This is a genomic window from Bradyrhizobium sp. CCBAU 53421, from assembly GCF_015291625.1.
Lineage (GTDB): Bacteria > Pseudomonadota > Alphaproteobacteria > Rhizobiales > Xanthobacteraceae > Bradyrhizobium.
In genome coordinates this window covers 258,496-279,737 of record NZ_CP030047.1, presented here as the reverse complement: position 1 = coordinate 279,737, position 21,242 = coordinate 258,496, and the positions used below count along the sequence as shown (strand labels likewise).

Annotated in this window: 23 protein-coding genes and 1 tRNA gene; 8 read left to right on the top strand and 16 right to left on the bottom strand. The window is 64.5% G+C overall.

All coding sequences use genetic code 11. The annotated features are described in order from the left end of the window. The first annotated feature begins 97 nt into the window (after positions 1 to 97). The 3 genes from XH92_RS01340 (at position 98) to panE (ending at position 3,201) form a co-directional block, all read left to right on the top strand. Positions 98 to 1,453, top strand: a complete 1,356-nt coding sequence (locus XH92_RS01340) for an MATE family efflux transporter (protein WP_210345533.1) — start codon at positions 98 to 100, stop codon at positions 1,451 to 1,453. A gap of 108 nt (positions 1,454 to 1,561) precedes the next feature. Continuing rightward, positions 1,562 to 2,167: a 2-hydroxychromene-2-carboxylate isomerase gene (locus XH92_RS01335; protein ID WP_371817916.1), complete on the top strand. Its 606-nt coding sequence runs from the start codon at positions 1,562 to 1,564 to the stop codon at positions 2,165 to 2,167. 116 nt (positions 2,168 to 2,283) lie between these two features. Then, positions 2,284 to 3,201: a 2-dehydropantoate 2-reductase gene (panE, locus tag XH92_RS01330; RefSeq protein WP_194457628.1), complete on the top strand. Its 918-nt coding sequence runs from the start codon at positions 2,284 to 2,286 to the stop codon at positions 3,199 to 3,201. 185 nt (positions 3,202 to 3,386) lie between these two features. Here panE and XH92_RS01325 read toward each other — a convergent pair whose 3' ends face one another. From XH92_RS01325 to XH92_RS01305, 5 genes are all read right to left on the bottom strand, one after another. Beyond that, entirely contained in the window at positions 3,387 to 3,965 is a 579-nt protein-coding gene (locus tag XH92_RS01325) for a cytochrome c (protein ID WP_194457627.1), read from the bottom strand. A 180-nt stretch (positions 3,966 to 4,145) separates the two neighbouring features. Further along, a complete protein-coding gene (locus tag XH92_RS01320; protein WP_194457626.1) occupies positions 4,146 to 5,423 on the bottom strand; it encodes a sorbosone dehydrogenase family protein in 1,278 nt (425 codons plus the stop codon). A gap of 292 nt (positions 5,424 to 5,715) precedes the next feature. Further along, on the bottom strand, positions 5,716 to 6,174 hold the full coding sequence (locus XH92_RS01315) for a DUF2865 domain-containing protein (protein WP_194457625.1): 459 nt from the start codon (positions 6,172 to 6,174) through the stop codon (positions 5,716 to 5,718). 85 nt (positions 6,175 to 6,259) lie between these two features. After that, positions 6,260 to 6,334, bottom strand: a tRNA-Gly gene (locus tag XH92_RS01310). Positions 6,335 to 6,494: 160 nt separating this feature from the next. Next, complete coding sequence (locus XH92_RS01305) at positions 6,495 to 6,950, bottom strand: SRPBCC family protein (RefSeq protein WP_246788168.1); 456 nt, start codon at positions 6,948 to 6,950, stop codon at positions 6,495 to 6,497. Positions 6,951 to 7,166: 216 nt separating this feature from the next. Between XH92_RS01305 and trxA the strand changes: the two genes are divergently transcribed. After that, positions 7,167 to 8,078, top strand: coding sequence for a thioredoxin (gene trxA, locus XH92_RS01300; protein WP_371818118.1), 912 nt, complete (start codon positions 7,167 to 7,169; stop codon positions 8,076 to 8,078). 30 nt (positions 8,079 to 8,108) lie between these two features. Then, on the top strand, positions 8,109 to 8,783 hold the full coding sequence (locus XH92_RS01295; RefSeq protein WP_050401328.1) for an LON peptidase substrate-binding domain-containing protein: 675 nt from the start codon (positions 8,109 to 8,111) through the stop codon (positions 8,781 to 8,783). 6 nt (positions 8,784 to 8,789) lie between these two features. On the opposite strand, the gene XH92_RS01290 is transcribed toward XH92_RS01295, so the two are convergent. The 10 genes from XH92_RS01290 to XH92_RS01245 all read right to left on the bottom strand — a co-directional run bounded on the left by XH92_RS01290 (position 8,790) and on the right by XH92_RS01245 (position 17,860). After that, complete coding sequence (locus tag XH92_RS01290; RefSeq protein ID WP_194457622.1) at positions 8,790 to 9,155, bottom strand: hypothetical protein; 366 nt, start codon at positions 9,153 to 9,155, stop codon at positions 8,790 to 8,792. A 43-nt stretch (positions 9,156 to 9,198) separates the two neighbouring features. After that, positions 9,199 to 10,068 carry an FAD:protein FMN transferase gene (locus XH92_RS01285; RefSeq protein WP_246788166.1) on the bottom strand — a complete coding sequence of 290 codons (870 nt, stop codon included), beginning with the start codon at positions 10,066 to 10,068 and terminating at the stop codon, positions 9,199 to 9,201. 19 nt (positions 10,069 to 10,087) lie between these two features. Beyond that, on the bottom strand, positions 10,088 to 10,558 hold the full coding sequence (locus XH92_RS01280) for an FMN-binding protein (RefSeq protein ID WP_194457620.1): 471 nt from the start codon (positions 10,556 to 10,558) through the stop codon (positions 10,088 to 10,090). A gap of 64 nt (positions 10,559 to 10,622) precedes the next feature. Next, positions 10,623 to 12,269 (bottom strand): hypothetical protein, encoded by a 1,647-nt coding sequence (locus XH92_RS01275; protein ID WP_246788164.1) that lies wholly within the window; start codon positions 12,267 to 12,269, stop codon positions 10,623 to 10,625. Between the two features lie 208 nt (positions 12,270 to 12,477). Beyond that, positions 12,478 to 13,035, bottom strand: coding sequence for a cytochrome b/b6 domain-containing protein (locus tag XH92_RS01270; protein ID WP_194457619.1), 558 nt, complete (start codon positions 13,033 to 13,035; stop codon positions 12,478 to 12,480). Positions 13,036 to 13,069: 34 nt separating this feature from the next. Beyond that, positions 13,070 to 13,354 carry a PepSY domain-containing protein gene (locus tag XH92_RS01265; RefSeq protein WP_194457618.1) on the bottom strand — a complete coding sequence of 95 codons (285 nt, stop codon included), beginning with the start codon at positions 13,352 to 13,354 and terminating at the stop codon, positions 13,070 to 13,072. 221 nt (positions 13,355 to 13,575) lie between these two features. Continuing rightward, positions 13,576 to 16,110, bottom strand: coding sequence for an EAL domain-containing protein (locus XH92_RS01260; RefSeq protein ID WP_246788163.1), 2,535 nt, complete (start codon positions 16,108 to 16,110; stop codon positions 13,576 to 13,578). 162 nt (positions 16,111 to 16,272) lie between these two features. Further along, complete coding sequence (locus XH92_RS01255; protein WP_194457617.1) at positions 16,273 to 16,695, bottom strand: PaaI family thioesterase; 423 nt, start codon at positions 16,693 to 16,695, stop codon at positions 16,273 to 16,275. Next, the gene (locus XH92_RS01250) at positions 16,692 to 17,495 is read right to left on the bottom strand and encodes a crotonase/enoyl-CoA hydratase family protein (protein ID WP_194457616.1); all 804 of its coding nucleotides are present in this window, start codon (positions 17,493 to 17,495) and stop codon (positions 16,692 to 16,694) included. Before XH92_RS01250 ends, XH92_RS01255 begins: the two co-directional genes overlap by 4 nt. Before the next feature lie 14 nt (positions 17,496 to 17,509). Further along, positions 17,510 to 17,860: a hypothetical protein gene (locus XH92_RS01245; RefSeq protein WP_097676238.1), complete on the bottom strand. Its 351-nt coding sequence runs from the start codon at positions 17,858 to 17,860 to the stop codon at positions 17,510 to 17,512. Between the two features lie 93 nt (positions 17,861 to 17,953). On the opposite strand from XH92_RS01245, the gene XH92_RS01240 reads away from it, so the two are divergent. The 3 genes from XH92_RS01240 (at position 17,954) to XH92_RS01230 (ending at position 19,745) form a co-directional block, all read left to right on the top strand. After that, a complete protein-coding gene (locus XH92_RS01240) occupies positions 17,954 to 18,490 on the top strand; it encodes a TetR/AcrR family transcriptional regulator (protein WP_194457615.1) in 537 nt (178 codons plus the stop codon). A 46-nt stretch (positions 18,491 to 18,536) separates the two neighbouring features. Next, on the top strand, positions 18,537 to 18,734 hold the full coding sequence (locus tag XH92_RS01235) for a Trm112 family protein (protein ID WP_194457614.1): 198 nt from the start codon (positions 18,537 to 18,539) through the stop codon (positions 18,732 to 18,734). Between the two features lie 96 nt (positions 18,735 to 18,830). Continuing rightward, a complete protein-coding gene (locus XH92_RS01230; protein WP_194457613.1) occupies positions 18,831 to 19,745 on the top strand; it encodes a S9 family peptidase in 915 nt (304 codons plus the stop codon). A 120-nt stretch (positions 19,746 to 19,865) separates the two neighbouring features. On the opposite strand, the gene XH92_RS01225 is transcribed toward XH92_RS01230, so the two are convergent. Further along, entirely contained in the window at positions 19,866 to 21,086 is a 1,221-nt protein-coding gene (locus XH92_RS01225; protein WP_194457612.1) for a ubiquinone biosynthesis hydroxylase, read from the bottom strand. Positions 21,087 to 21,242 lie beyond the last annotated feature (156 nt).

Sequence of the window (21,242 nt, the reverse complement as noted above, 5' to 3'; positions counted from 1 at the left end):
CGCGCGAAACAGGTGACGGCCACGGGCCGGCGATTCGGCTTTCAGGGCAGAACCGCAGACCCGCTCCGGCCGTCCTCACTGCCTCGATTTTTGGAAGTTGAACGTGTCCAAGCCTCCTTCTCTACGCAAAGCCTTCCTGTCGTTCCTTGCACCGATGCTGCTGAGCAACGTGCTGCAGTCGCTGTTCGGCACCATCAACGGCATCTATCTCGGCCAGATGATCGGGGTCGACGCGCTCGCGGCGGCGTCGGTGTTCTTTCCGGTGATGTTCTTCTTCATCTCCTTCGTGATCGGGCTGAGCGCCGGTGCGTCGGTCATGATCGGCCAGGCCTGGGGCGCCGGCGAGCCCGACCGGGTTAAGGCGGTCGCCGGCACCACCATGACGGTGACGCTGCTGCTGGCGCTGGCGATAGCGATCCTTGGCGGCCTGTTCGCTCGGCCGCTGTTGATCGCGCTCGCGACACCGCCCGACGTTCTCGACGCCGCGGTGTCCTATGCACGGATCATGATGATCACGATGCCGGTGACCTTCGCCTTCCTGCTGCTCACCGCAATGATGCGCGGCGTCGGCGACACGGTGACGCCGCTGGTGGCGCTGACGGTGTCGACCATCGTCGGCCTCGTCGTGACGCCGGCGTTGATCCAGGGCTGGCTCGGCCTGCCGATGCTCGGCGTCGCCAGTGCCGCAATTGCCTCCGCGATTTCGGGCGTCGTCACGCTGCTCTGGCTGCATGTCCACATGCTCAGGCACAAGCATCCGCTGGCCTTCGACGCCGCGTTCCTGCGCGCGATGCGGCCGAACGGCGCGCTACTGCGCATCGTACTGCGGCTCGGCATTCCGACCGCGATCGGCATGGTGGTGGTCTCGCTCGCCGAACTGGTGCTGCTCGGCCTCGTCAACGGGTTCGGCTCGGACGCCACCGCCGCCTATGGCGCGGTCAACCAGGTGATCGGCTATGTGCAGTTTCCGGCGATCTCGATCGCCATATCCGTGTCGATCTTCGGCGCACAGGCGATCGGCCGCGGCGATTCCGGCCGGGTCGGCGCCATCGTCCGCACCGGGATCGAGATGAATCTCGCGCTGACCGGCGGACTTGTCGCGCTCGGCTATCTCTTTGCGCGGCCGCTGATGGGCTTCTTCATCGTCGATGCCGCGGTGCTCGCGCTGGCGCAGCAGCTCCTCTACATCGTGCTGTGGAGCATGGTGCTGTTCGGCATGGCGACGGTGTTCTCGGGCGCGATGCGTGCCGGCGGCACGGTGTGGATGCCGCTGTTCATCTCGACCCTGGCGATCGCGCTGGTCGAGGTGCCGGTCGCGACCCTGCTGAGCCGCAGCATCGGCGTCAGCGGCATCTGGATCGCCTATCCCGTCACCTTCGCAACCATGTTCCTGCTGCAGATGGCCTATTACACCCTGGTATGGCGCAAGCAGACCATCAAGCGGCTGATTTGACATCGCGCGCTGCGGCTCACATGATGAGTATCATATTCTACGGATGGCGCCTGCGGCAGCAGGCTCATGCTAAAAGCCCAAACGAGACAAGCCGAGGGAGAGACCGCCGTGAGCCAGAACCCGCAATTCCTGTTCGATTTCGGCAGCCCCAACGCCTTCCTTAGCCACGAGGCGATCCCGGCGATCGAGCAGCGCACCGGCGTCAAGTTCGAATATGTTCCGGTCCTGCTCGGCGGCATCTTCAAGGCCACCAACAACAAGTCGCCCGCCGAGACGCTGGCTGGCGTCAAGAACAAGCCCGAGTTCATGAAGATCGAGACCGAGCGCTTCCTCAAGCGCTTTGGCGTCAAGCCCTACGTCTGGAACCCGTTCTTCCCGGTCAATACGCTGAACCTGATGCGCGCGGCAGTCGCCGCCCAGTTCGAGGGCGTGTTCGAGAAATACATCGAGGCCGCCTTCCACCACATGTGGGTCGAGCCGAAGAAGATGGACGATCCGGAAGTGGCCGGCAAAGCCATCGCCGCCTCCGGCCTCGACGCCGCAAAGCTGTTCGCCCGCGCGCAGGACGCCGACGTCAAGGCCAAGCTGATCGCGAACACCCAGGCCGCCGTCGAGCGCGGCGCGTTCGGCTCGCCGACCTTCTTCGTCGGCAGCGAGATCTTTTTCGGCAAGGAGCAGCTGCGCGAAGTCGAGGAACTGGTGTCGGGAAAGTGAGATGAGGGAATGGCCAATAGCAGGTAGCGAATAGTCGAGCGACATCCCTATCTATTCGCCATTCCTCATTCGCTCTTCGCTCGCTCGCGGGCAACAACAAAGAAGGACAAATTCCCATGCGCGTTCTCGTGGTCGGCGCCGGTGCGATCGGCGGTTATTTCGGCGGCCGGATGCTTCAGGCCGGGCGCGACGTCACCTTTCTCGTCCGGCCCCGCCGCGCCGCCGAGCTCGCCTCCGCCGGCCTCGTGATCAAGAGCCCGAACGGCGATGTCACGCTGAACAATCCGCCGACCGTGCAGGCCGACAAACTGTCCGACAAGTTCGACGTCGTACTGTTGAGCTGCAAGGCGTTCGACCTCGACGACGCGATCAAGTCCTTTGCACCCGCGATCGGCGACAAAACCGCGATCATCCCGCTGCTCAACGGCATGCTGCATCTCGATGCGCTGGACAAGACATTCGGCGCGCAGCATGTGCTCGGCGGCCTCTGCGCGATCGCGGCGACGCTGAACGAGAAGCGCGAGGTGGTGCAGCTGCAGCCGATGCAGTCGCTCGGTTTCGGCGAGCGCGCCGGCGGCCTGTCGGACCGGGTGCGCGCGATCGCCGAGACCTTCTCCGCGATCAACGGTGCCGCCGCCAGCGAGCACGTGATGCAGGACATGTGGGAGAAGTGGGTGTTCCTGGCATCGCTCGCCGCCTCCACCAGCCTGATGCGGACCTCGGTCGGCAATATCCTGGCCGCGCCCGGCGGCAAGGATTTCCTGCTCGGCATCCTCGACGAATGCAGCGCGATCGCGGCAGACGCCGGCCATTCGCCGGGTGGCCCGTTCTTCCAGCGCACCCGCGGGCTCTTGACCACCGAAGGCTCGCCGATGACCGCATCGATGTTCCGCGACATCAAGGCCGGGCAGCCGGTCGAGGCCGACCACGTGATCGGCGACCTGATCGTGCGCGCCGACGCCGCCAAGATCCCGGTGCCGAAGCTGCGCACGGCCTATACGCATCTCAAGGCATATGAGAAGCAGCGCGGGTAACTTCCACCCTCCCCTGGAGGGGGAGGGTCGGCTCACATGAAGCGAAGCGGAATGTGAGACGGGGTGGGGTGATGTCTCAACACGGGCACTGTTTGAGTGGAGAGACCGTCACCCCACCTCGTCGCTCATTTCATTCGCGCCGATCCTCCCCCTCCAGGGGAGGATAAGAGAGCGCGAGCGCCTTCTCACAAATGCGCCAGATAATGCGCGAGCGCGGTGATCTCTTCGTCGCTCAACGGATACGCCACATCGGCCATCGCGGCCTGCGCGCCGCCGGAGCGCTGTCCTGACTTGTAGTCGTGCAGCGCCTTGACGAGATACTCCTCGCGCTGACCGGCGATGCGGGCCACCGCCTTGGTGCCGGCGAAGCCGTCGCCGTGGCAAGAGGCACAGCGGCGGCCGGCCGCAGCCTGCTTGCCCTTCTCGGACAGGTCCGGATTGTCGTCCTTGCCGCCCTTGAACGGCGTCAGCGACGCGAAATAGGCGCCGAGATTGCGGATGTCGTCGTTGTTGAGCTGCTCGACGATCGGCTGCATCTGCTCGTTCTTGCGCGCGCCGGCGCGGAAGTACACCAGCTGCCATTGGATGAACTGGTCGAGCTGGCCGGCGAGCGAGGGAATGTTCTCGGTCTGCGAGATGCCGTTGTCGCCGTGGCAACCGGCGCAGATCTCGGCCTTCGCCTTGCCGGCCGCGACGTCGGCAGCCTGGGCGGAAGATGCCAGCAGCATGGCCGCTGATAGGACTCCAAACGACGCATGACGCATTGTCAGTTTCTCCGGCTGTCATTGCCGGGCTCGACCCGGCAATCCATCGCGCTTGCTGAAGGGTTTTTGTTGGGATGGATGCCCGGATCAAGTCCGGGCATGACGAGGGGTTCCGTTGCCCGATCGCAACAGAGGCTGCGGCCGCCACGTGGCTACCGCAGCCTCTTAAGCGTTCAACCGTTACTTCTTGCTGTAGCTGATGCGATAGATCGCACCGGCCCAGTCGTCGGCGACGAGGATGGAGCCATCCTTGTCGAGCAGGATGTCGGCCGGACGGCCGAGATAGCCCTGGTCACCCTCGATCCAGCCGGAGGCGAAGATTTCCTGCTTGGCGTTCTTGCCGTCGGGGCTCGCGGTGATCTTCACGATGCGGCCGCCCTGATACTTGTGCCGGTTCCAGGAGCCGTGCTCGGCGATCAGGATGCTGTTCTTGTAATCGGCCGGGAATTGGCTGCCGGTATAGAACTTCATGCCGAGCGGAGCCACGTGCGCACCAAGATTGTAGACCGGCGGGGTGAACTCCGAGCACTTGTGACCCATCGCGAACTTGGTGTCCGGCAGATTGCCCTGGTGGCAATAGGGATAGCCGAAGTGCTCGCCGATCTTCGAGATCATGTTGAGCTTGTCGCTCGGCAGATCGTCGCTGATCCAGTCGCGGGCATTTTCGGTGAACCAGTACTTGCCGGTGCGCGGATCGACGTCGCCGCCGACCGAGTTGCGCACGCCGAGCGCATAGATCTCCGCATTGCCGGTCTTGGGATCGACGCGGCGGATCTGCGACACCGAGGTCGGCGGGATGCCGATGTTGAAGGGAGGCCCGAACGGAATGTAGAACCAGCCGTCCTTGTCGACGGCGATGTATTTCCAGCCATGCGCCGCGTAGGACGGCATGTCGTCATACACCACCTTGCCGCTGCCGAGATTGTCGAGATTGGCTTCGGCATTGTCGTACTTGATCAGCTTGTCGACCGCGATGACGTAGAGCGCGCCGTCCTTGAAGGCGAGGCCCGTCGGCATGTTGAGGCCCTTGAGGATGGTCTTGACCTCCTTCTTGCCGTTGTTGTCCTTGATCGCATAGACGTTGCCGAGGCCGAACGAGCCGACGAACAGCGTGCCCTTGTCGCCCCAGGCCATCTGCCGCGCCGCGAGCACGTTCGAGGCGTAGACCTCGATCTTGAAGCCCGGCGGCAGCTTGATCTTCTTCATCATCGCCGCGAGCTCGGAATCCGACGCGCCGGTCGGCGGACCGGACGGCGGGGCAAGGCCCTTCTGCGCTTCGGTCTCGTCGCCGAGGAACCAGTCATCCGGCGGATGGGTCCAGAATTCCTTGGTGCCGGACTCGTACTTCTTCAACGCACGATTCTTGTCGGTTTGTTGCTGCGCATTGGCGAAGGTTGTCCCCGCCAGCAGCGCAATCGCCGCGAACGCAAGTATGGATCGATTGAAAGCCGATTTCATCGCGTCACTCCCCTACGCAAGCCGTTGCAGCTTGCCTGTTATTGATTTTGAACGCCCTGAGAGATGATGGTGGCGGTCTGTGAGGTAGGTCAGACCGCAAAATGGTAGCACATCCAACGACGCTGAAAAGCGCGTGCAGTGGTGTGCGCTGCGTCAAAACAAGTTGAGACGAAATTTGAGACGAAATTTGAGATGTAATTTGAGATGTAATTTTCCTGCGCAGGCTGCCTGCAAACAAGGCATTCTGCAGCGCAGCGTAATATTCAAATGAAGCTAACGCATATCGCCGCGTCTATCGCGACGAGAGGCGCGATAGACCGAGCGCTTGCGCCCTCGCTTTCGGCAGCGGCCTGAACAACACGCTGCGCTGCTGCCCGCCGGTGATCGCCGCGATCTTGAAGCCGTCATCGGCAGCGATGATGTCGCCGGTCCGCAGCGTCATGTCGTCCTCGATCGCAATCGGCGACAATCCGGTCGACGCGCCGGCACTGCACGCGCATTGCGGCACGATCTCGCACTGGAATCGGAATGCGTTTGCGAGCGCCTTGTCGGTCTCGCCCGTTTCGGTTCTGGCGCTGTCGATGTCGGAGCCGGAATACAGCTTCAGTTCGGCGGGGGGACACACCGCCTCGCAGGTCCCAACATCCGCCGCGTCGCTCACGCGCGGCAGCGGGAAGAAGCGGCCATCGCAGATCCTGACGCAGAAATTCTGCCGGTTGCCCGACCGCGTGTAGACCCGGGTGCGCGGCATCTCGGTCGCGAGATCCGAGCAACAAAAAAGCCCGCACCAACGGGCGGGCCTTCATCGGACTGTCAGCTCGGTCAGCGAGATGTTTTGGAGCGGGCGAAGGGGCTCGAACCCTCGACCCCGACCTTGGCAAGGTCGTGCTCTACCACTGAGCTACACCCGCATCCGAAATGGCGGCGATCGCTCGCCGGCAACGGCAGACCTATGCCAAAAGCTGTCTGTGAATGCAACACAAGAGCGCGGTCCGAGCTTCACGAAATCGCACGGTTTCCTTAAAAATCGACCCCGAATCGGCCAAAATCGGTCGTCGCGACGATTTCTTTTTATGTTTCGGCCGGAACCAGCCTCAGAGCCATCTCATCCCGGAGCGATTCGAGCCAGGTCTCGAACCAGCCGGTCAGCGTCCGCGCCAGTTCGACGCGGCGGTCCGCGTCGCAATCGAACACCGCCCACCACTCAATAAAGGCCCGGTCACCGTCGATCACCGGGGTCACCCGCAGGGTGGCGCTGAAATCCGTCATCGGCAGGGTCGGGGGACCGGCAAATTCGTAGGTCTGGAAACGCTCGATGTCGGATTGTGCGAGCAGCCGCTGCCGGATCCGCCGTTCCCGGTACAGGACATTGCGTACGGCCCCGATGGTGTCGCCGGACTTGCCGTCCTCGATCTCGCTGGCGCCCGCGCCATGGACCCAGACCGGGTAATTGTTGAAATCACGGATGATTTTCCAGACCTCACCGGCCGGCTGCTCGAACACGGTGCTGTAATAGGCCTTTGCCATGGGCGATCCCCTGCTGCGATGAAGGTGTGCCATCATCGGCGGTTCGGGGGCGCGAACCCACCCGATCTCCGATGGAACAGGCCGGGCAGGAAACGATTGAACTTTGCTTGGGTGACCGCCATTTAGGCTGACAGAACGGCTGAACGAGCCGTGCGGAGCGTGCTAGAACGCCCCGGATTTCCGACCTCAGAAGCAGGCGAGGACAACGTGACGATAATGGAGCAGGGCGACCCCACGCCCCAGGCAGCGCCCGATCTGATCAAGGAGACGACGACCCAGACCTTCGTCAAGGACGTCATCGAGGAATCGCGCCGCCAGCCGGTCATGATCGACTTCTGGGCGCCGTGGTGCGGTCCGTGCCGCCAGCTCACGCCGATCCTGGAAAAGGCGGTTCGCAACGCCAAGGGCCGGGTCAAGCTGGTCAAGATGAATATCGACGAGCATCCGCAGATTCCCGGCCAGATGGGCATCCAGTCGATCCCGGCCGTGATCGCGTTCGTCAACGGCCAGCCCGCCGACGGCTTCATGGGCGCGGTGCCGGAGAGCCAGGTCAACGCCTTCATCGAGAAGATCACCAAGGGCGTGCCGGCCGCCGGCGAGCCCAATCTCACGGAGATCCTGGCCGAGGCCGACGCAGTGCTCGCCGAGGGCGATGCCGAAGCGGCGGCGCAGATCTATGCCGAGGTGCTGGCGCATGACGCCACCAACATCGCGGCGCTGGCCGGCCTTGCCAAATGCTACATGACGACCGGCGCGGTCGAGCAGGCCAAGCAGACGCTCGCGATGGTGCCGGAATCGAAGCGCAATGACGCCGCGGTAAAGGCGGTGCAAGCGGCGATTGATCTCGCCGAGCAGGCGCAGTCGGTCGGCCCGATCGCGGAGCTGGAACAGAAAGTTGCCGCAAACCCGCTCGATCATCAGGCCCGGTTCGATCTCGCGACCGCGCTCAATGCGATGAACAAGCGCGCAGAGGCGACCGAGCAGCTGCTCGCGATCGTCAAGCGTGACCGCAAGTGGAACGACGACGGCGCGCGCAAGCAGCTGGTGCAGTTCTTCGAGGCGTGGGGCGGCACCGATGAGGCAACCGTCGAGGGGCGCAAGCGGTTGTCGACGATCCTGTTCTCGTAACGCACGCCCGTCACAGCAGCGGGGCCGCAGATGCCGATCAATGCCGAATATCGCGGGCCCGGCGAGCTCCCCGAGGTGATCCCGGTGTTCCCGCTGCCGGGCGCGCTGCTGCTGCCCCGCGGCCAGATGCCGCTCAACATCTTCGAGCCGCGTTACCTCGCGATGATCGACGACGCGCTGCGCGACGGTCACCGCCTGATCGGCATGATCCAGCCTGACGTGGCGCATTCACAGAACGAGGCGAAGCCGGCGCTGTTCCGCATCGGCTGCGTCGGCCGCATCACCCAGCTCGCCGAATCCGGTGACGGCCGCTACATCCTCGAACTGACCGGCGTCGCGCGCTTCAAGGTGGTCGAGGAGCTGAACGTGCAGACGCCGTACCGGCAGTGCAAGGTCGACTTCTTCTCCTTCACCGGCGACTTCACCGCGCGCAAGGGCGAGGATGCCGTCGACCGCAAGGCGCTGCTGGAAGTGCTCGCCGATTTCCTGGAAGCCAACAATCTGAAGGTCGACTGGGAGGGCATCGAATCCGCGCCGAACGAGGCGCTGGTCAATGCGCTGGCGATGATGTCGCCCTATGGACCGGCCGAGAAGCAGGCGATGCTCGAGGCGCCCGACCTGAAGACCCGCGCCGAGATCCTGATCGCCGTCACCGAGATGGACCTCGCCAAGAAGCGCACCTCCGGCGACCCGCCGGTGCAGTAGGGCCCTTCACCGCGGCTCGCGCCGGCCCAGCCAGATGTGAAGCGGAAACATCAGCGACAGGACAAGTCCTGCGCTGAGATGGATCCAGCTCATCCAGGGCCTGACTACCTCGGAGCCGAGGTAGTAGAGCCCGAAGGCCGTCACGATCAGCGCGGCATTGAACGTCGCCATGATCGATCCCGAAATGCGATTCTTCCGGCTCCGCCACGCGCGTAGCAGATGCACGGGAACGAGCGCTCCAAGCAACAGCAGCGCCAGCATGGCGACACCGCCATGAACCATCAGCAGGTTGGCGGCGACCTGCTGCCATATCTCGGCGCCGTCGATGTTCTTTTGCCAATCCGCCACCAACCAGCCGACGCCGGTCAGCAACAACGCCGCAAACGCGGCGTACATCGCGTAACGAAATGAACGTTTAAGCCGCAAGGTGCACCGCCTGTGACCAGCCGGAGGTGATCAGAATGTCCCCGTCAACCCCGATCAGCAGGGCGCTTGCTCCGTAATGCTCGAGCAGGTCGCCGGCATCCGTCCCCGAGATCATCGCGACTTTGGTCAGAGCATCGGCAGTCACGCATGAGGGCGCGTGTATCGTGGCGCCGATAATCGCAGCGGCCGGCTCCCCGGTTGCGGGATTGATGATCGCAGAAGCGCCCAAACAAGGACCCTCAACCAGATCAAACCGGCGCGCCGTCGACGCCAGCGCGTCTCCAGCCATCTCGACACGCGCGAAGACGCGCAGCGGCTCGCGCGGATCGCGCAGATCGACCGTGTACGGCCCGGCTCCGAACACCCGAAGATCGCCGCCGGCATTCACCAGCCCCGCCGGAACGTTGAAACCGCGCAACGCCTCGATGGCGCGGTCAACCGCAAAGCCCTTGGCGATTCCTCCGAGATCGATTGTGATGTCAGCGGCTCGAAAGCGCACGGTGCGTTCTGGCAACAACTCGATCGCATCGCCGACGCGCGGCCACGGCGCGACGGCCCGACCGCTGTCCGGTCCGGGCAGCAGGCCGGCAGCTTGCAACGCCGGTGCAACGGTCACGTCGAAGACCCCGCCGGAGCGCCGGTGCATCTCGACCGCCGCCTCCAGCACCTCGAATGTCCAGGCATGAACCTGCGTCGGCCGAACGCCGGCCTCTCGATTGAGGCAGCTGACATCGCTGTCGCGCTCATGAAAGCTCATCAGCCGATGAACCTGCGCGACCGCACCGAATGCGGCGTCAACGGCAGCATCCGCTTCGGGGCCGGCGGCTGCGACCTCGATCTCCACGAAGGTACCGAGCAATGGCCGCGCACGGCGAGTGCTATCGGAGGCGATTGGCATAGGCGGCCAGGATCCTCTTCACGCCCTCGGTGACATGCGTCGACGACAGCGTCGCGCCCGAGATGTTTCTGATGTCGCCGTTGATCTTGAGCGCACTGCCGCTGGTCTTGCCGACAAATTGCGCAAGCCAGCTCGGACTCGTGATCTCACCGCCGTAGGATTCCCGGTACTGCAAGATCTCGACCCTGTGCACCGCGCCGCCCGGCGTCAGCGCCACCGCATAGTCAATGAACAGGTGTTTGCCGATCACCCGATCGAAGACGAGAAAGCCCGCGACCTTGCCGCCGGCCTCAGCCTTCCAGACCCGGCCGGCCTGGACCTCGGTGAAATGCGTCGCCGATGGAAACGCCTGCTTTTGCGCCTCCTCGATCGAAAGATATTGAACCGCATAGGCCGGCGAAGCTGCCGACACGATCGCCGCGGCCGGCAGCGTATATCGAACCCAACTCATCTTTCACTTCGCTCCCATGGTTTCGTCATGCCACGGCGCCCATGTCTTGCGCGCCACGTCGGTCTCAGAAGAAAAAGCCGACGCCACCGAGGAACGAATCCGACATCGCGCCGGTGATGCTCTTGTCGATGACGTGCTGGTAGGTCGCCTTCAGCGCGACCTTCGGCGACGGGAACAGCGCGAAGCCGGCCGTATGATATTGTCGCTGGCCCGCGCCGGTCGGCGTGTTGGCGTCCGTGCCGGCAAAGCCACCGGTCTGCAGGTTCTGGTAGGTGTAACGATAGAACGGTACCGCCTCCCACTCGCTGTTCAGGACGGTACCGAGTTGCACGTGATAGGCGATCTCGCCGGAATAGCCATACATCGACTTGCCGACGTTGTTGGTGGGATCCGAATCGTTGTTCGCGCGCAGATTCTCCGGATGGCCGAAATCCGCGCGGACATACTCGCCGCGAAGCTCGACGCCGGTCTGAGGCACGCGATAGCGGAACTCGGCGTCGAACATCGTCAGGCTCGAGTGACCGAGGAAATTGCCGAGATCGTCGTGCGCCCCGCGCGGCGTCGTATTCGGCGAGAAATAGGTGCTGACGCTGCCGGCGAAGCCCGGCAGGAATGTCGGAGTGAAGTCCAGCCGTCCTGCCACCGCGACCGCATTGTTGAGCTGCTGGAAGTCGCCGAGCGGGGGCCGCGAGAAGGCGAGCCCGTTCAGGCCATCGATGCCCGCCGCGTACGCCGTACCCGGAAGCGGCACGGTCTTGGCCGCGGTGCGATTGTCGAAGGAATCGCCGAAGTCTTCGTTACTGGTCGCAACCATCACCTGGTACTTGATGTCTTCGGTGATCGTCCCGTAGACGCTGCTTGACGGAACCTTCCATGTTGACGGAATGAGGCCGAGATACAGCTCGGGCCGGTTCACGCTGTAGAACTGCGTCGGCTCGTGATGCTGGTTGATGTAGCCGAACGGGACAAGGTCGATACCCGGCGCGCGCCAGTTGAACTGATCGATGATCTTGAAATCGATCCAGACCTGTTCGATTTCGGCGGTACCGTGCAGCTTATCGTCGTTGTCGAATCCGGAGCCTGCGTGCTCGAACTCGATCTCGGCATTGAAGATGATGTTTGGCGTGATTGCATAGGTCGGCAACAGGACGAAGCGCTGGGCATCGAAGCCCTTTTGCCATTGGCCATTGGCAGCCGGATTTTGCGCGCTGCCGAACTTGATTTCGCCATAGGCTCCGATGCTGAGGCCGGGCACGGGTGAATCGACTAATCCGAGAATGGGCTTGTCTCCCGCCGCTGGCAGCGGCGGCAGATTCAGCATCGGCTTGGCGGGCGCCTCCGCGGATTGGGCTGCGAGCTTGCCCTTGCTCCCCTTCGTTTCCTGCTTTGCGTCCGCCGGCTCCTTCGCATCGGCGGGTGACGCCGTCGCGGTGACGCTGCGGGTCGAGGTCGACCGCGAAGAGGGTTTTGCATCGACGCCGGCCTGAGGATGACTGTCCTTTTCCTTCAACTCGGCTTCGAGGGCTTCGATGCGCCGCTCCATCTTGTCGAGCTTCTTCAGCAATGCCTCATTCGCGCTATCGTCTGCAGCGAAGGCGCTGGCGCTGGTGAAGACCGACAGCGCGGTCGCGGCGAGCAGCGCCGCGCGCCTCGATCTGAAGCCGAGCTCGAATTTCGATGCACCGAAGCCCGTGCGGTGATGCGATGACATTTGCTCCCCCTGGATCGGCGGAAATAGAAGATCCGCGACATAAGGGCGCACCTAGCACTGCACAGCATTCTTTCGAAACGTTTCGGAAGCCTCCCGAAGTGATTCGCCGTTAGAATCACTCCATTTTAGAATTAGAATAAAAACAAACTGGGGTTTTTGACTTCACAGGAGTTGTTCGCGGGCCTCGGGCTCACGGATTCGACGTCGCTCAATGCCGCCGGTGAATGGACTTCCGTCCGGTGAACATCGCGCGCACCAGGTTCTGACGCTGCAGCAATCCCACAACGATGACGCCGAGCACGTGCAGGCCGGCCAGGATGATGACCGCATCCGAGGCATAGGCATGGGTGTCCTCGACCCACCAGACGCCGAAGAAGGCGACGGTGACCTCCATTGCGCCCGTGATCGTGGAGACCGCGAGCGTGAGCAGCAGCGCCACCAGCATCACGGTGCCCGCGGGATTGAGCCCGATATAGCGACCGGTGATGCCGCGGCGGAGATTCCAGATGTAGCGCGGCGCGGCGCGCAGCCGGATGCCGAGCTTGCCGAAACGCGCATAGCGCGTGCCGGCAAAGCCCCAGATCAACCGGAACGCCAACAGGGCGATCACCGAATAACCTGTCAGCCGGTGCAGCCGGTCATAGACGTTGGGCGTCACCCAGGCGACCAGAACGAGGATGGCGAGCGTCCAGTGCCAGAGCCGCAGCGGCAGGTCCCAGACCTGCACGCTGGTCGCGCCACGGGCACCCGGCGCCGCCTCCGTCATCGCGCCCGCTTCACTCGGCGATTCACTTGGCGATTCACTTGGCGATCGTGTGCTTGAGGCTGAGATCCTCCGGGCTGTAGAACAGCTCGTAGAGCTTGCCTTCCTTGACGCCGTAGACTTCGTAGCAGGAGCCCTCGACCTTCGAGCGGCGCACCTCGTAGCCGAGCGCCTTGGCCTTGGCTTCGGCTTCGCTTGCCGGCTTCCACGACGCCTTGTCGAGCTTGGTGCAAGTCTTGTAGCCGTCGGCGAGCGCCGCCGATCCGGTAAGCCCCAGAACACCAGCTGCAAGCGCAGCGGTCAAAATCACTCTCACGCGCATCTCCCCTCCATTGACGATCGTGCCCACGACGCCATCGCGCCGGGCACATGCGTGAACAATGCTGAGGTGATTGCCAAGTCAAGGAAGCGCCGACGCGGCGCGCTTTAGAGAAATTCTAACGGTCACGAAAACCGCTTTGCGCTCCACGCACAAATTAGTTTTGACCGCGTGCTGCGGCCTTACGCCTCACGGGATCCTGGTCTGATGACGCGGCCTCTCCGTCAGGACGCGGCACCCGCCATTGCCAAACGTACCGCGGGGCGTTCGGCGGCTGCCGGGGCCCGACCGCCGATCATCTGTGCGACCTTCTCGCTCTGCACCGGCGGGCTGAAGTGGAAGCCCTGCACTTCCACGCAGGCGTCGGCGCGCAGGATGTCGAGCTGCTCCCTGGTCTCGACGCCTTCGGCCGTCGTGGTCTTGCCGAGGCTGACGGCGAAACGGACGATCGCGCGCGCGATCCGGCGCGACTCGTCCGTTGCGCCCGAGAGTTCGGAGACGAAGCTGCGGTCGATCTTGACCTTGTCGAACGGAAACCTCTGCAGGAAGCTCAGCGAGGAATAGCCGGTGCCGAAATCGTCGAGCGCGATCCGCACCCCGAGATCATGCAGCTGGCTGAGCGCCGCGAAGACCGCCTCGCTGTCCTGGATGATCGCCGTTTCGGTGACTTCGAGCTCGAGCCTGTCCGGCGAAATTCCCGCGCTCGCCAGCGCGTGCACGATCACCGGGACCAATTCCGGGCTCCTGAACTGCACCGGCGACAGATTGATCGCGATCTTCAGGTCATCGGGCCATTTGGCGGCTTCCGCGCACGCGGTGCGCAGCACCCATTCGCCGAGCGGCACGATCAGGCCGGTCTCTTCCGCCAGCGGGATGAACTGCGCCGGGGACACCATGCCGCGCTCTGGATGATGCCACCGCAGCAGCGCCTCGAAGCCGCAGGTCTCCCCGCTCGCGACATGGATGAACGGCTGATAATGCAGCTCGAACTCGCCGTTGGCGAGCGCGCTACGCATGTCGCGCTCGAGGCTGCGCCGGGTCTGCAGCTGCCGATCGAGCTCCAGCTCGAAGAAGCGGAACGAGCCGCGCCCACCGCTCTTGGCCGAGTACAGCGCAAGATCGGCGCTGCGCAGCACCTCGTCGGGGGAGGTGCCGTCGCGTGGCGCGATCGCAATGCCGATGCTGGTCGTGGTGGTCACCCGATGATCGCCGAGATCGATCGGCTCGCTGAGCGCCTTCCTGATCCTCTCGGCGAGCACGCCGGCTTCCGCGACCGGATCGCTGACGTAGTCGATCACAGCGAATTCGTCGCCGCCGAGCCGCGCCACCAGCGTGGTGTCGCTGACGCATCTGCGCAGCCGCGCGGCCACCGATTTGAGCAGCGCATCGCCCGCCGGATGCCCGAGCGTGTCGTTGACCTCCTTGAAGCGATCGAGATCGAGCATCAGCACCGCAAGGCTCGGTCCGCCGCTTCTCGCGCCGGAGAGCGCCTGCTCCATCCACTCCTTGAGCAGCACGCGATTCGGCAAATCGGTCAGCGCGTCGTGTTGCGCCATATGGGTGATCTTGGCCTCGGAGCGCCGCTGCTCGGTGACATCGCGATGCGTCGCCACCCAGCCGCCACCGGGCATCGGCTGCCGCGTCACGCAGATCAGCCGGCCGTCGGCAAGCTCGTCGACCCGGCTGCTGATCTCGTCGGCCGGCAGCGCGTTCAATGTCGCGAGCACCTGGGTCGCGGCGGTGTCGCTGGTCTCGCCCTTGAGAATGCCGTTGGCGATCCGATGCGTGATGATCTGGCGATGGGCGGTGCCGGGCAGCAGCAGTTCGGGCGGCAGCCGGTACATCTTGGCGTAACGATCGTTGCACACGACGAGGCGCTTCTCGGCATCGAACATGCAGAGACCCTCGCCCATATGGTTGATCGCGGTATCGAGCCGGAACCTCTGTTCCTCCAGCTCCTTCTGCGACGCCTCGACCTGCTGCCGCGCCAGCGAGAGCTGGCTGATGATTTCCTCGAAGCGGCGGGTACGAAGCGCGAGACGCCGGTCCGCGAGCACGCCGACCAGGCTCATCCCGAGCACCGAGAGCGCCACGCCAGCGATCACGATGGCGAGGAAGGCGGGAGAGAGCGATAACGCCTCCGGCGCCAGCAACGGGTCCGGGATGATCTCGACCGCGCCCATCGCAGTGAAATGATGCGAGACGATCGCAAGTGTCAGCAACAGCGCCGCGACGAGCGACATCCAGCGATCCTGGTAGCGGACCGCGACCGACAACGCGGCGTAACCGAACAGCATGCCGAGCACGATGGAGGTGGCCACGAGATCCATCGACCACACCACGTGGCCCGGGACTTCCAGCGCCCACATTCCGAGATAATGCATGCTGGCGATGCCTGCGCCGATCACCGCGCCGCCGACCGGCGCACGCCAGGGGCTGGAATCGCCGGCGGCAAGACCGAGGCCGCCGGATGTCAGCATCATCGCTGCGACAAGCGACAGCGCCGTGAGAACGATGCCGTAGCCGGTCGGCACGCCCGGCTCATAGGCGAGCATGGCGATGAAATGCGTTGCCCAGATGCCGTAGCCGATCGCGGCTCCGGCGATCGCGATCCAGATCAGCCGCGTCCTCGCCTGTGATGCGATCGCGCGATGGAAGATGTTGACGGCGACAATGCTGGCGACGAAGCAGACCAGTCCGGCGAGCAGAACGAGCCGCCAGTCATGCTCACCTGAAAGACACGTAAGAACACGAAACATGCGTCGGTCCATGGTTGTCCGCGCGGACAAGCTAGGCCGATTGAATTGTCTTCTCGATAATTTTCTACAACTTTCAGTGGCATGGTTATCCGCGCGTAAGCCGATTCCACACGGAAATTGATGGCCCCATAAATTCAGGCACATGCCTGCGGTCGCGATCGCTCACCCCTCGAGCGGAACAAGAACGGTTTCGCCGGTTGCGACCAGCGACACCTCGCCCTGTTCGTTCTCCGCAAACAGCTCGGCGCGCGCGAACACTTGCCTGCGGCCGGCGCGCAACGTGACGCCTTTGGCGATGAAGCAGCGGCCCACCGCGGGCTTCAGGCAATTCATCGAGAAATGCGATGCGGTGACGGAACCCACGATCGACGCCGCCGCAAAGCCGCAGGCGGTGTCGAGCAAGGCCGCGATCATCCCCGCGTGCAGGTGGCCGGCATATTGGGTGAGATCATCCCGCCAGAGCACGCGCAGCTCCACTGTGCCGGCACCGGCGGAGACCACCTCGAGGCCGACAAGCCGGTTGAAGGCCGCCGACGCATTGGTCGCAATCAGGCGCGCCAGATCGAATCCCGCTGCAGTGGTCATGCAAAACTCCATTGCGGCGGTCGCCGTTCGAGATTCGCCTTGACCGCCTCGACGTGGTTGGGCGTGCCAAGCAGCAGCGCCTGCTCGGCCGTTTCGGCCGCGAGCCCGGTCGCCGCATCGCGATCGGCCGCGAGATTGAGCAGCCGCTTGGCGGCGCGGATCGCATCCGGGCTGCGTTCGGCGATCATCCGCGCCGTCTCCAGTGCGGCGTCGCGCGGCTGTTCGACGATCCGGGTGGCGAAGCCGTATCCGAGCGCCTCCTCCGCGGAGAACACGCGCGCAGTGTAGGTCAGTTCGCGGACCACGTCTTCGCGCGCGAGATGGCGCATCAGTTGCGTTCCGGCCATGTCGGGCACCAGTCCCCATTTGGCTTCGATGATGGCAAGACGCGTGGCCGGCGCGAGGTACCTGATGTCGGCGCCGAGCATCAGCTGAAAGCCGCCGCCGAATGCGACGCCGTGGACGGCGGCAATCACCGGCACCGGCAGCTCGCGCCAGAGCCACACCAGATGCTGCGCGAAGTTGGCGATGCCGTGGGTGCGCTGGCCGAGATCGGCAAACGGCAGGATCGATTCGCCCTCCGTCGTCGCGACCAGACGCTCGATGTCGAGGCCGGCGCAGAACGCCTGGCCTGCGCCCGACAACACCACGGCGCGGACCTTTGGGTTGTCCTTGAGCTGTGCGCCCGCGTCGGCGATTGCGCTGAACATCGCCGGATCCAGCGCATTGAGCTTGTCCGGACGGTTGAGCCTGACGTCGGCGACGCCATTGGCGATGCTGAGGCTGATGCGATCGGTCATCATGATCGCGCGCGCTAATAGCCGGCGGCGGCGAGCGCCACGACGGCGCTCATCGCCATCCAGCCGAAGTGCCGGCCGCGGGTCGCGACTGCATTGGCGAGCGCGGCGCTGCCGAACACGATGGCGAGCGTCGCCACGATCCAGTGCCGCGCGGCATCGGACGCCATCGCAGGCGCAGCGACGAGCAGCACGCCACCGCCGATCCAGGCGACCGTGCCGGCCTGGTAGACCAGACGAAGCAAGAGACGCAGCCGCGGCGGCTCGACGGTGGCGCGCGCGAAGATCTTGGTCTCGCCGAGAACGCCATGGATCAGGCTGACCAGGATGGCGATGAGTCCGGCGCCTTGCAGCAGAAGATCACGCATCGCGATATCTCCATACAGTACTGTATGGAGAAGACATCAACCGCTGGCGCCTGTCAATACACTTGTGTATGGTTGGAGCGCGGAACGGGAACCATGACGGAACAGCTCTCGGTCAAGGACTGGCTCGATCAGGGCCTGAAGACGCTGGCGCGGCGCGGCTTCACGGCGCTCAAGGCCGAGCCGCTGGCCAAGGCGATGGGCGTCTCGCGCGGCAGCTTCTACTGGCATTTCGCCGACATCGGCGCCTACCGCACCGCGATCCTCGAGCACTGGCGCGAGGTCGCCGCCGAGCAGGTGATCGCCGAACTCGAGACCATTCCGGAAGGCGGCGATGCGCTGGCGCTGCTGCTGCGCCGGACCTTCTCGGCGCGAATGGCGCTGGAACGCGCGGTGCGCAGCTGGGCCACCGCCGATGCCGCGGCGCGCGCCGCCGTGCTCGAGGTCGATCAGCGCCGTATCGGCTATATCGAAACCCTGCTCCGGCATGCCGGATTCGCCGACGCCGTGGCGCGCGGCCGGGCGCAGATCTTCTATTGGGCGTTCATCGGCTACGCGCTGTCCGAGCAAACGCTGCCGAAGCCGCGCCAAGAGGCCGCAATCGACGAGCTGTTGCGGATGACCAGGCGCTGACAGCCGGTATTTGACTGTGCTACACGGTGGCAAGTTGGAGACACCGATGAATTCCACGACCGATCATCTCGAGAGCACCGCCGATCCGAAGCTGCTCGAAATCCTGGTGTGCCCGATCACCAAGGGGCCGCTGGAATTCGACGCCACGCGGCAAGAGTTGATCTCGCGCTCCGCGAAGCTCGCCTATCCAATCCGCGACGGCATCCCGATCATGCTGCCGGAAGAGGCGCGCAAGATCGACTAGAGCGTTTTCGAGCGAAGTGGGCACCGGTTCGCGTGAAGAAAACGCGTCAAAACTAGAATCTAGAGCATGATCCGGATGCTCCGATAAGAGGATCACATGCGCGCCCTCGTCACATGGCTGCTGCTGCTCGCCTCAATGGCGAGCGCGGCAGCCGACGAGAGCGAGCTGCGCATCGGCCCGATTGACGCGGTGCTGACGGTGCCGCCCGACATCGCAAGACCGCCGGTGGCGCTGCTGATCGCCGGCTCCGGCTCGACCGACCATGACGGCAACGGGCCGCAGCTCAAGCCGGCGACATTGAAGAAACTGTCCGAGCAGCTGGTCGCACGCGGCATCGCGACGCTGCGCTACGACAAGCGCGGCGCCGGCGAATGGAAGAAGGAGTTCGGTCGTCCGGAGGACTTCCGCTTCAAGGACTATGTCGGCGATGCGGCAGCACTGATCGACTATCTGCGCGGCAGCGGCAAGTTCGCTCATGTTGCGGTGGTCGGGCACAGCGAGGGCGGCCTGGTCGCGATCCTCGCCGCCCAGCGCGTGCAGATCGACCGGCTGGTGCTGCTCGCGACCGCGGCGCGCAAGCAGGGCGCGGTGTTGAAGGCGCTGCTCGAGAACCAGCTCCCGCCGGACAAATTTGCGCCGGTCGGCAAGGCCATCGACGACATCATGGCCGGGCAGATCGTCGATCCGCCGCCGGCGGGACTGGCGATCGCGCCGGCGATGCAGCCCGCCATCGCATCTGCCTTCACCGAGGATCCGATCGATCCGATGAAGAAGATCACCGGGCCGGTTCTGGTCGTCGCGGGCGGCCGCGACCATCAGCTGGCGCGGCTCGACTTCCTCGCGCTCACCACCGCCGACATCGCGGCCAAATCATTGTGGCTGCCGGATATGAATCACGTGCTGGTCGACGTCACCGACGCGGCGGACGATGTGGCGAGCTACAATGAGCCGGAGCGGCCGCTCGATCCCGACCTGATCGACGCGGTGGCTGGCTTCATTGGGCAGAAATGAGCAGCTGCGCCGCAAGGTCGTAGCCCGGATGAAGCGCAGCGCAATCCGGGGAATCTATCGGCGGAGAAAGTAGTCCCGGATTTCGCTTCGCTTCATCCGGGCTACCGCAACGCGCAAGCCTTAGAGCGCCTCGCCCTTCAACAGCCGCGGCACCTCGCCCGATAGACCCGCCGCCTGGCGGATGAACATGCTCTTCAGCGGCGGCGCGCGATCGACGAGGCCCAGGCCGATGTCGCGCACGGTGCGCAGCAGCGTCGATTCATTGGAGAACAGGAAGTTCAGCGAGTTGGTGGCAACGCCCATCGCCATCGTGTCGAAGCGCCGCCAGCGCTGATAGCGCTCGAGCACGTCGGCTTGCCCGAGGTCCATGCCGAGCCGCGCCGCATCGACGACGACCTCGGCGAGTGCCGCGACATCCTTCAGGCCCATATTGAGCCCCTGCCCCGCGATCGGATGGATCACGTGCGCGGCGTCGCCGATCAGCGCCAGCCGTTCGGCGATGAAGGAGCGCGCGACGAAATAGCCGAGCGGAAACGCGCGCGGTCTGTCGAGCGCCTTGATCTCGCCGAGATGCAATCCAAACCGCTGCTCGAGCTCGGCGTGGAATTCCTCTTCGCCGAGCGCCGTGATACGCGCGGCGTCCTTGCGCGTCTCGGTCCACACCAGCGACGAGCGATTGCCGGTCAGCGGCAGGATCGCGAACGGACCAGCAGGCAGGAAATGCTCCTCGGCGCGGCCGTGATGCGCGCGCTCATGCCCGACCGTGACCACGATGCCGGATTGGTCGTAGTCCCAGCCGTGGGTCGCGATCCCGGCGCGCTCGCGCAGCTTCGAGCGCGCGCCGTCGGCGGCGATCAAGAGGCTCGCATCGATATCGGTGCCATCGGCAAGCCGGACGCTGACGCCGTCAGGCCGCGAATCGAAACTCGACACCGCGGTGGCGCGCAGCTCGACGCCCTCGGCCTCGGCGCGGGTCGCCAGCGCATCGATCAGATAGCGGTTCTCGACCATATGGGCGAACGGCTCGCCGGGCTCGACATTGCCGGCGAAGGTCAGAAACACCGGACGGGTCGCGTCCTCGAGCTTGGAATCGGTCACGACCATGTCGGTGATCGGCTGTGCGGTCGGCGCCACCTGCCCCCAGACGCCGAGGGTCTCGAACAGCCGCCGGCAGGCCGCCACGATCGCGGTCGCGCGCGGATCGCGGCTCGGGCGCTGGCTCAGCGCCGGATCCGACACGATGACCGGAATGTCCGGCCCAAGCCCCTGGCGCAACGCCACGGCCAGCGCCAGTCCTGCAAATGCGCCCCCGCAGATCACGATACTTCGTTGTGCCGGCATGCCTTTTCCTTACGCGCCCCGCGCCGTCAGACTGTGCTTGCTACCTGATAATAGCTGGGCGAAACAGGGGGCAGAAACAAGACCGATCGTCATTCCGGGGCTCGCGCAGCGAGAACCCGGAATCTCGAGATTCCGGGTTCGATGCTGTCGCATCGC

Excerpts from the sequence above, each read along its gene's own strand:
- panE (WP_194457628.1), top strand. The coding sequence starts at position 2,284 with ATGCGCGTTCTCGTGGTCGGCGCCGGTGCGATCGGCGGTTATTTCGGC.
- XH92_RS01325 (WP_194457627.1), bottom strand. The coding sequence starts at position 3,965 with ATGCGTCATGCGTCGTTTGGAGTCCTATCAGCGGCCATGCTGCTGGCA.
- XH92_RS01320 (WP_194457626.1), bottom strand. The coding sequence starts at position 5,423 with ATGAAATCGGCTTTCAATCGATCCATACTTGCGTTCGCGGCGATTGCG.
- XH92_RS01315 (WP_194457625.1), bottom strand. The coding sequence starts at position 6,174 with ATGCCGCGCACCCGGGTCTACACGCGGTCGGGCAACCGGCAGAATTTC.
- XH92_RS01305 (WP_246788168.1), bottom strand. The coding sequence starts at position 6,950 with ATGGCAAAGGCCTATTACAGCACCGTGTTCGAGCAGCCGGCCGGTGAG.
- trxA (WP_371818118.1), top strand. The coding sequence starts at position 7,167 with ATGGAGCAGGGCGACCCCACGCCCCAGGCAGCGCCCGATCTGATCAAG.
- XH92_RS01295 (WP_050401328.1), top strand. The coding sequence starts at position 8,109 with ATGCCGATCAATGCCGAATATCGCGGGCCCGGCGAGCTCCCCGAGGTG.
- XH92_RS01280 (WP_194457620.1), bottom strand. The coding sequence starts at position 10,558 with ATGAGTTGGGTTCGATATACGCTGCCGGCCGCGGCGATCGTGTCGGCA.
- XH92_RS01275 (WP_246788164.1), bottom strand. The coding sequence starts at position 12,269 with ATGTCATCGCATCACCGCACGGGCTTCGGTGCATCGAAATTCGAGCTC.
- XH92_RS01270 (WP_194457619.1), bottom strand. The coding sequence starts at position 13,035 with ATGACGGAGGCGGCGCCGGGTGCCCGTGGCGCGACCAGCGTGCAGGTC.
- XH92_RS01265 (WP_194457618.1), bottom strand. The coding sequence starts at position 13,354 with ATGCGCGTGAGAGTGATTTTGACCGCTGCGCTTGCAGCTGGTGTTCTG.
- XH92_RS01260 (WP_246788163.1), bottom strand. The coding sequence starts at position 16,110 with ATGTTTCGTGTTCTTACGTGTCTTTCAGGTGAGCATGACTGGCGGCTC.
- XH92_RS01255 (WP_194457617.1), bottom strand. The coding sequence starts at position 16,695 with ATGACCACTGCAGCGGGATTCGATCTGGCGCGCCTGATTGCGACCAAT.
- XH92_RS01250 (WP_194457616.1), bottom strand. The coding sequence starts at position 17,495 with ATGACCGATCGCATCAGCCTCAGCATCGCCAATGGCGTCGCCGACGTC.
- XH92_RS01245 (WP_097676238.1), bottom strand. The coding sequence starts at position 17,860 with ATGCGTGATCTTCTGCTGCAAGGCGCCGGACTCATCGCCATCCTGGTC.
- XH92_RS01240 (WP_194457615.1), top strand. The coding sequence starts at position 17,954 with ATGACGGAACAGCTCTCGGTCAAGGACTGGCTCGATCAGGGCCTGAAG.
- XH92_RS01235 (WP_194457614.1), top strand. The coding sequence starts at position 18,537 with ATGAATTCCACGACCGATCATCTCGAGAGCACCGCCGATCCGAAGCTG.
- XH92_RS01230 (WP_194457613.1), top strand. The coding sequence starts at position 18,831 with ATGCGCGCCCTCGTCACATGGCTGCTGCTGCTCGCCTCAATGGCGAGC.
- XH92_RS01225 (WP_194457612.1), bottom strand. The coding sequence starts at position 21,086 with ATGCCGGCACAACGAAGTATCGTGATCTGCGGGGGCGCATTTGCAGGA.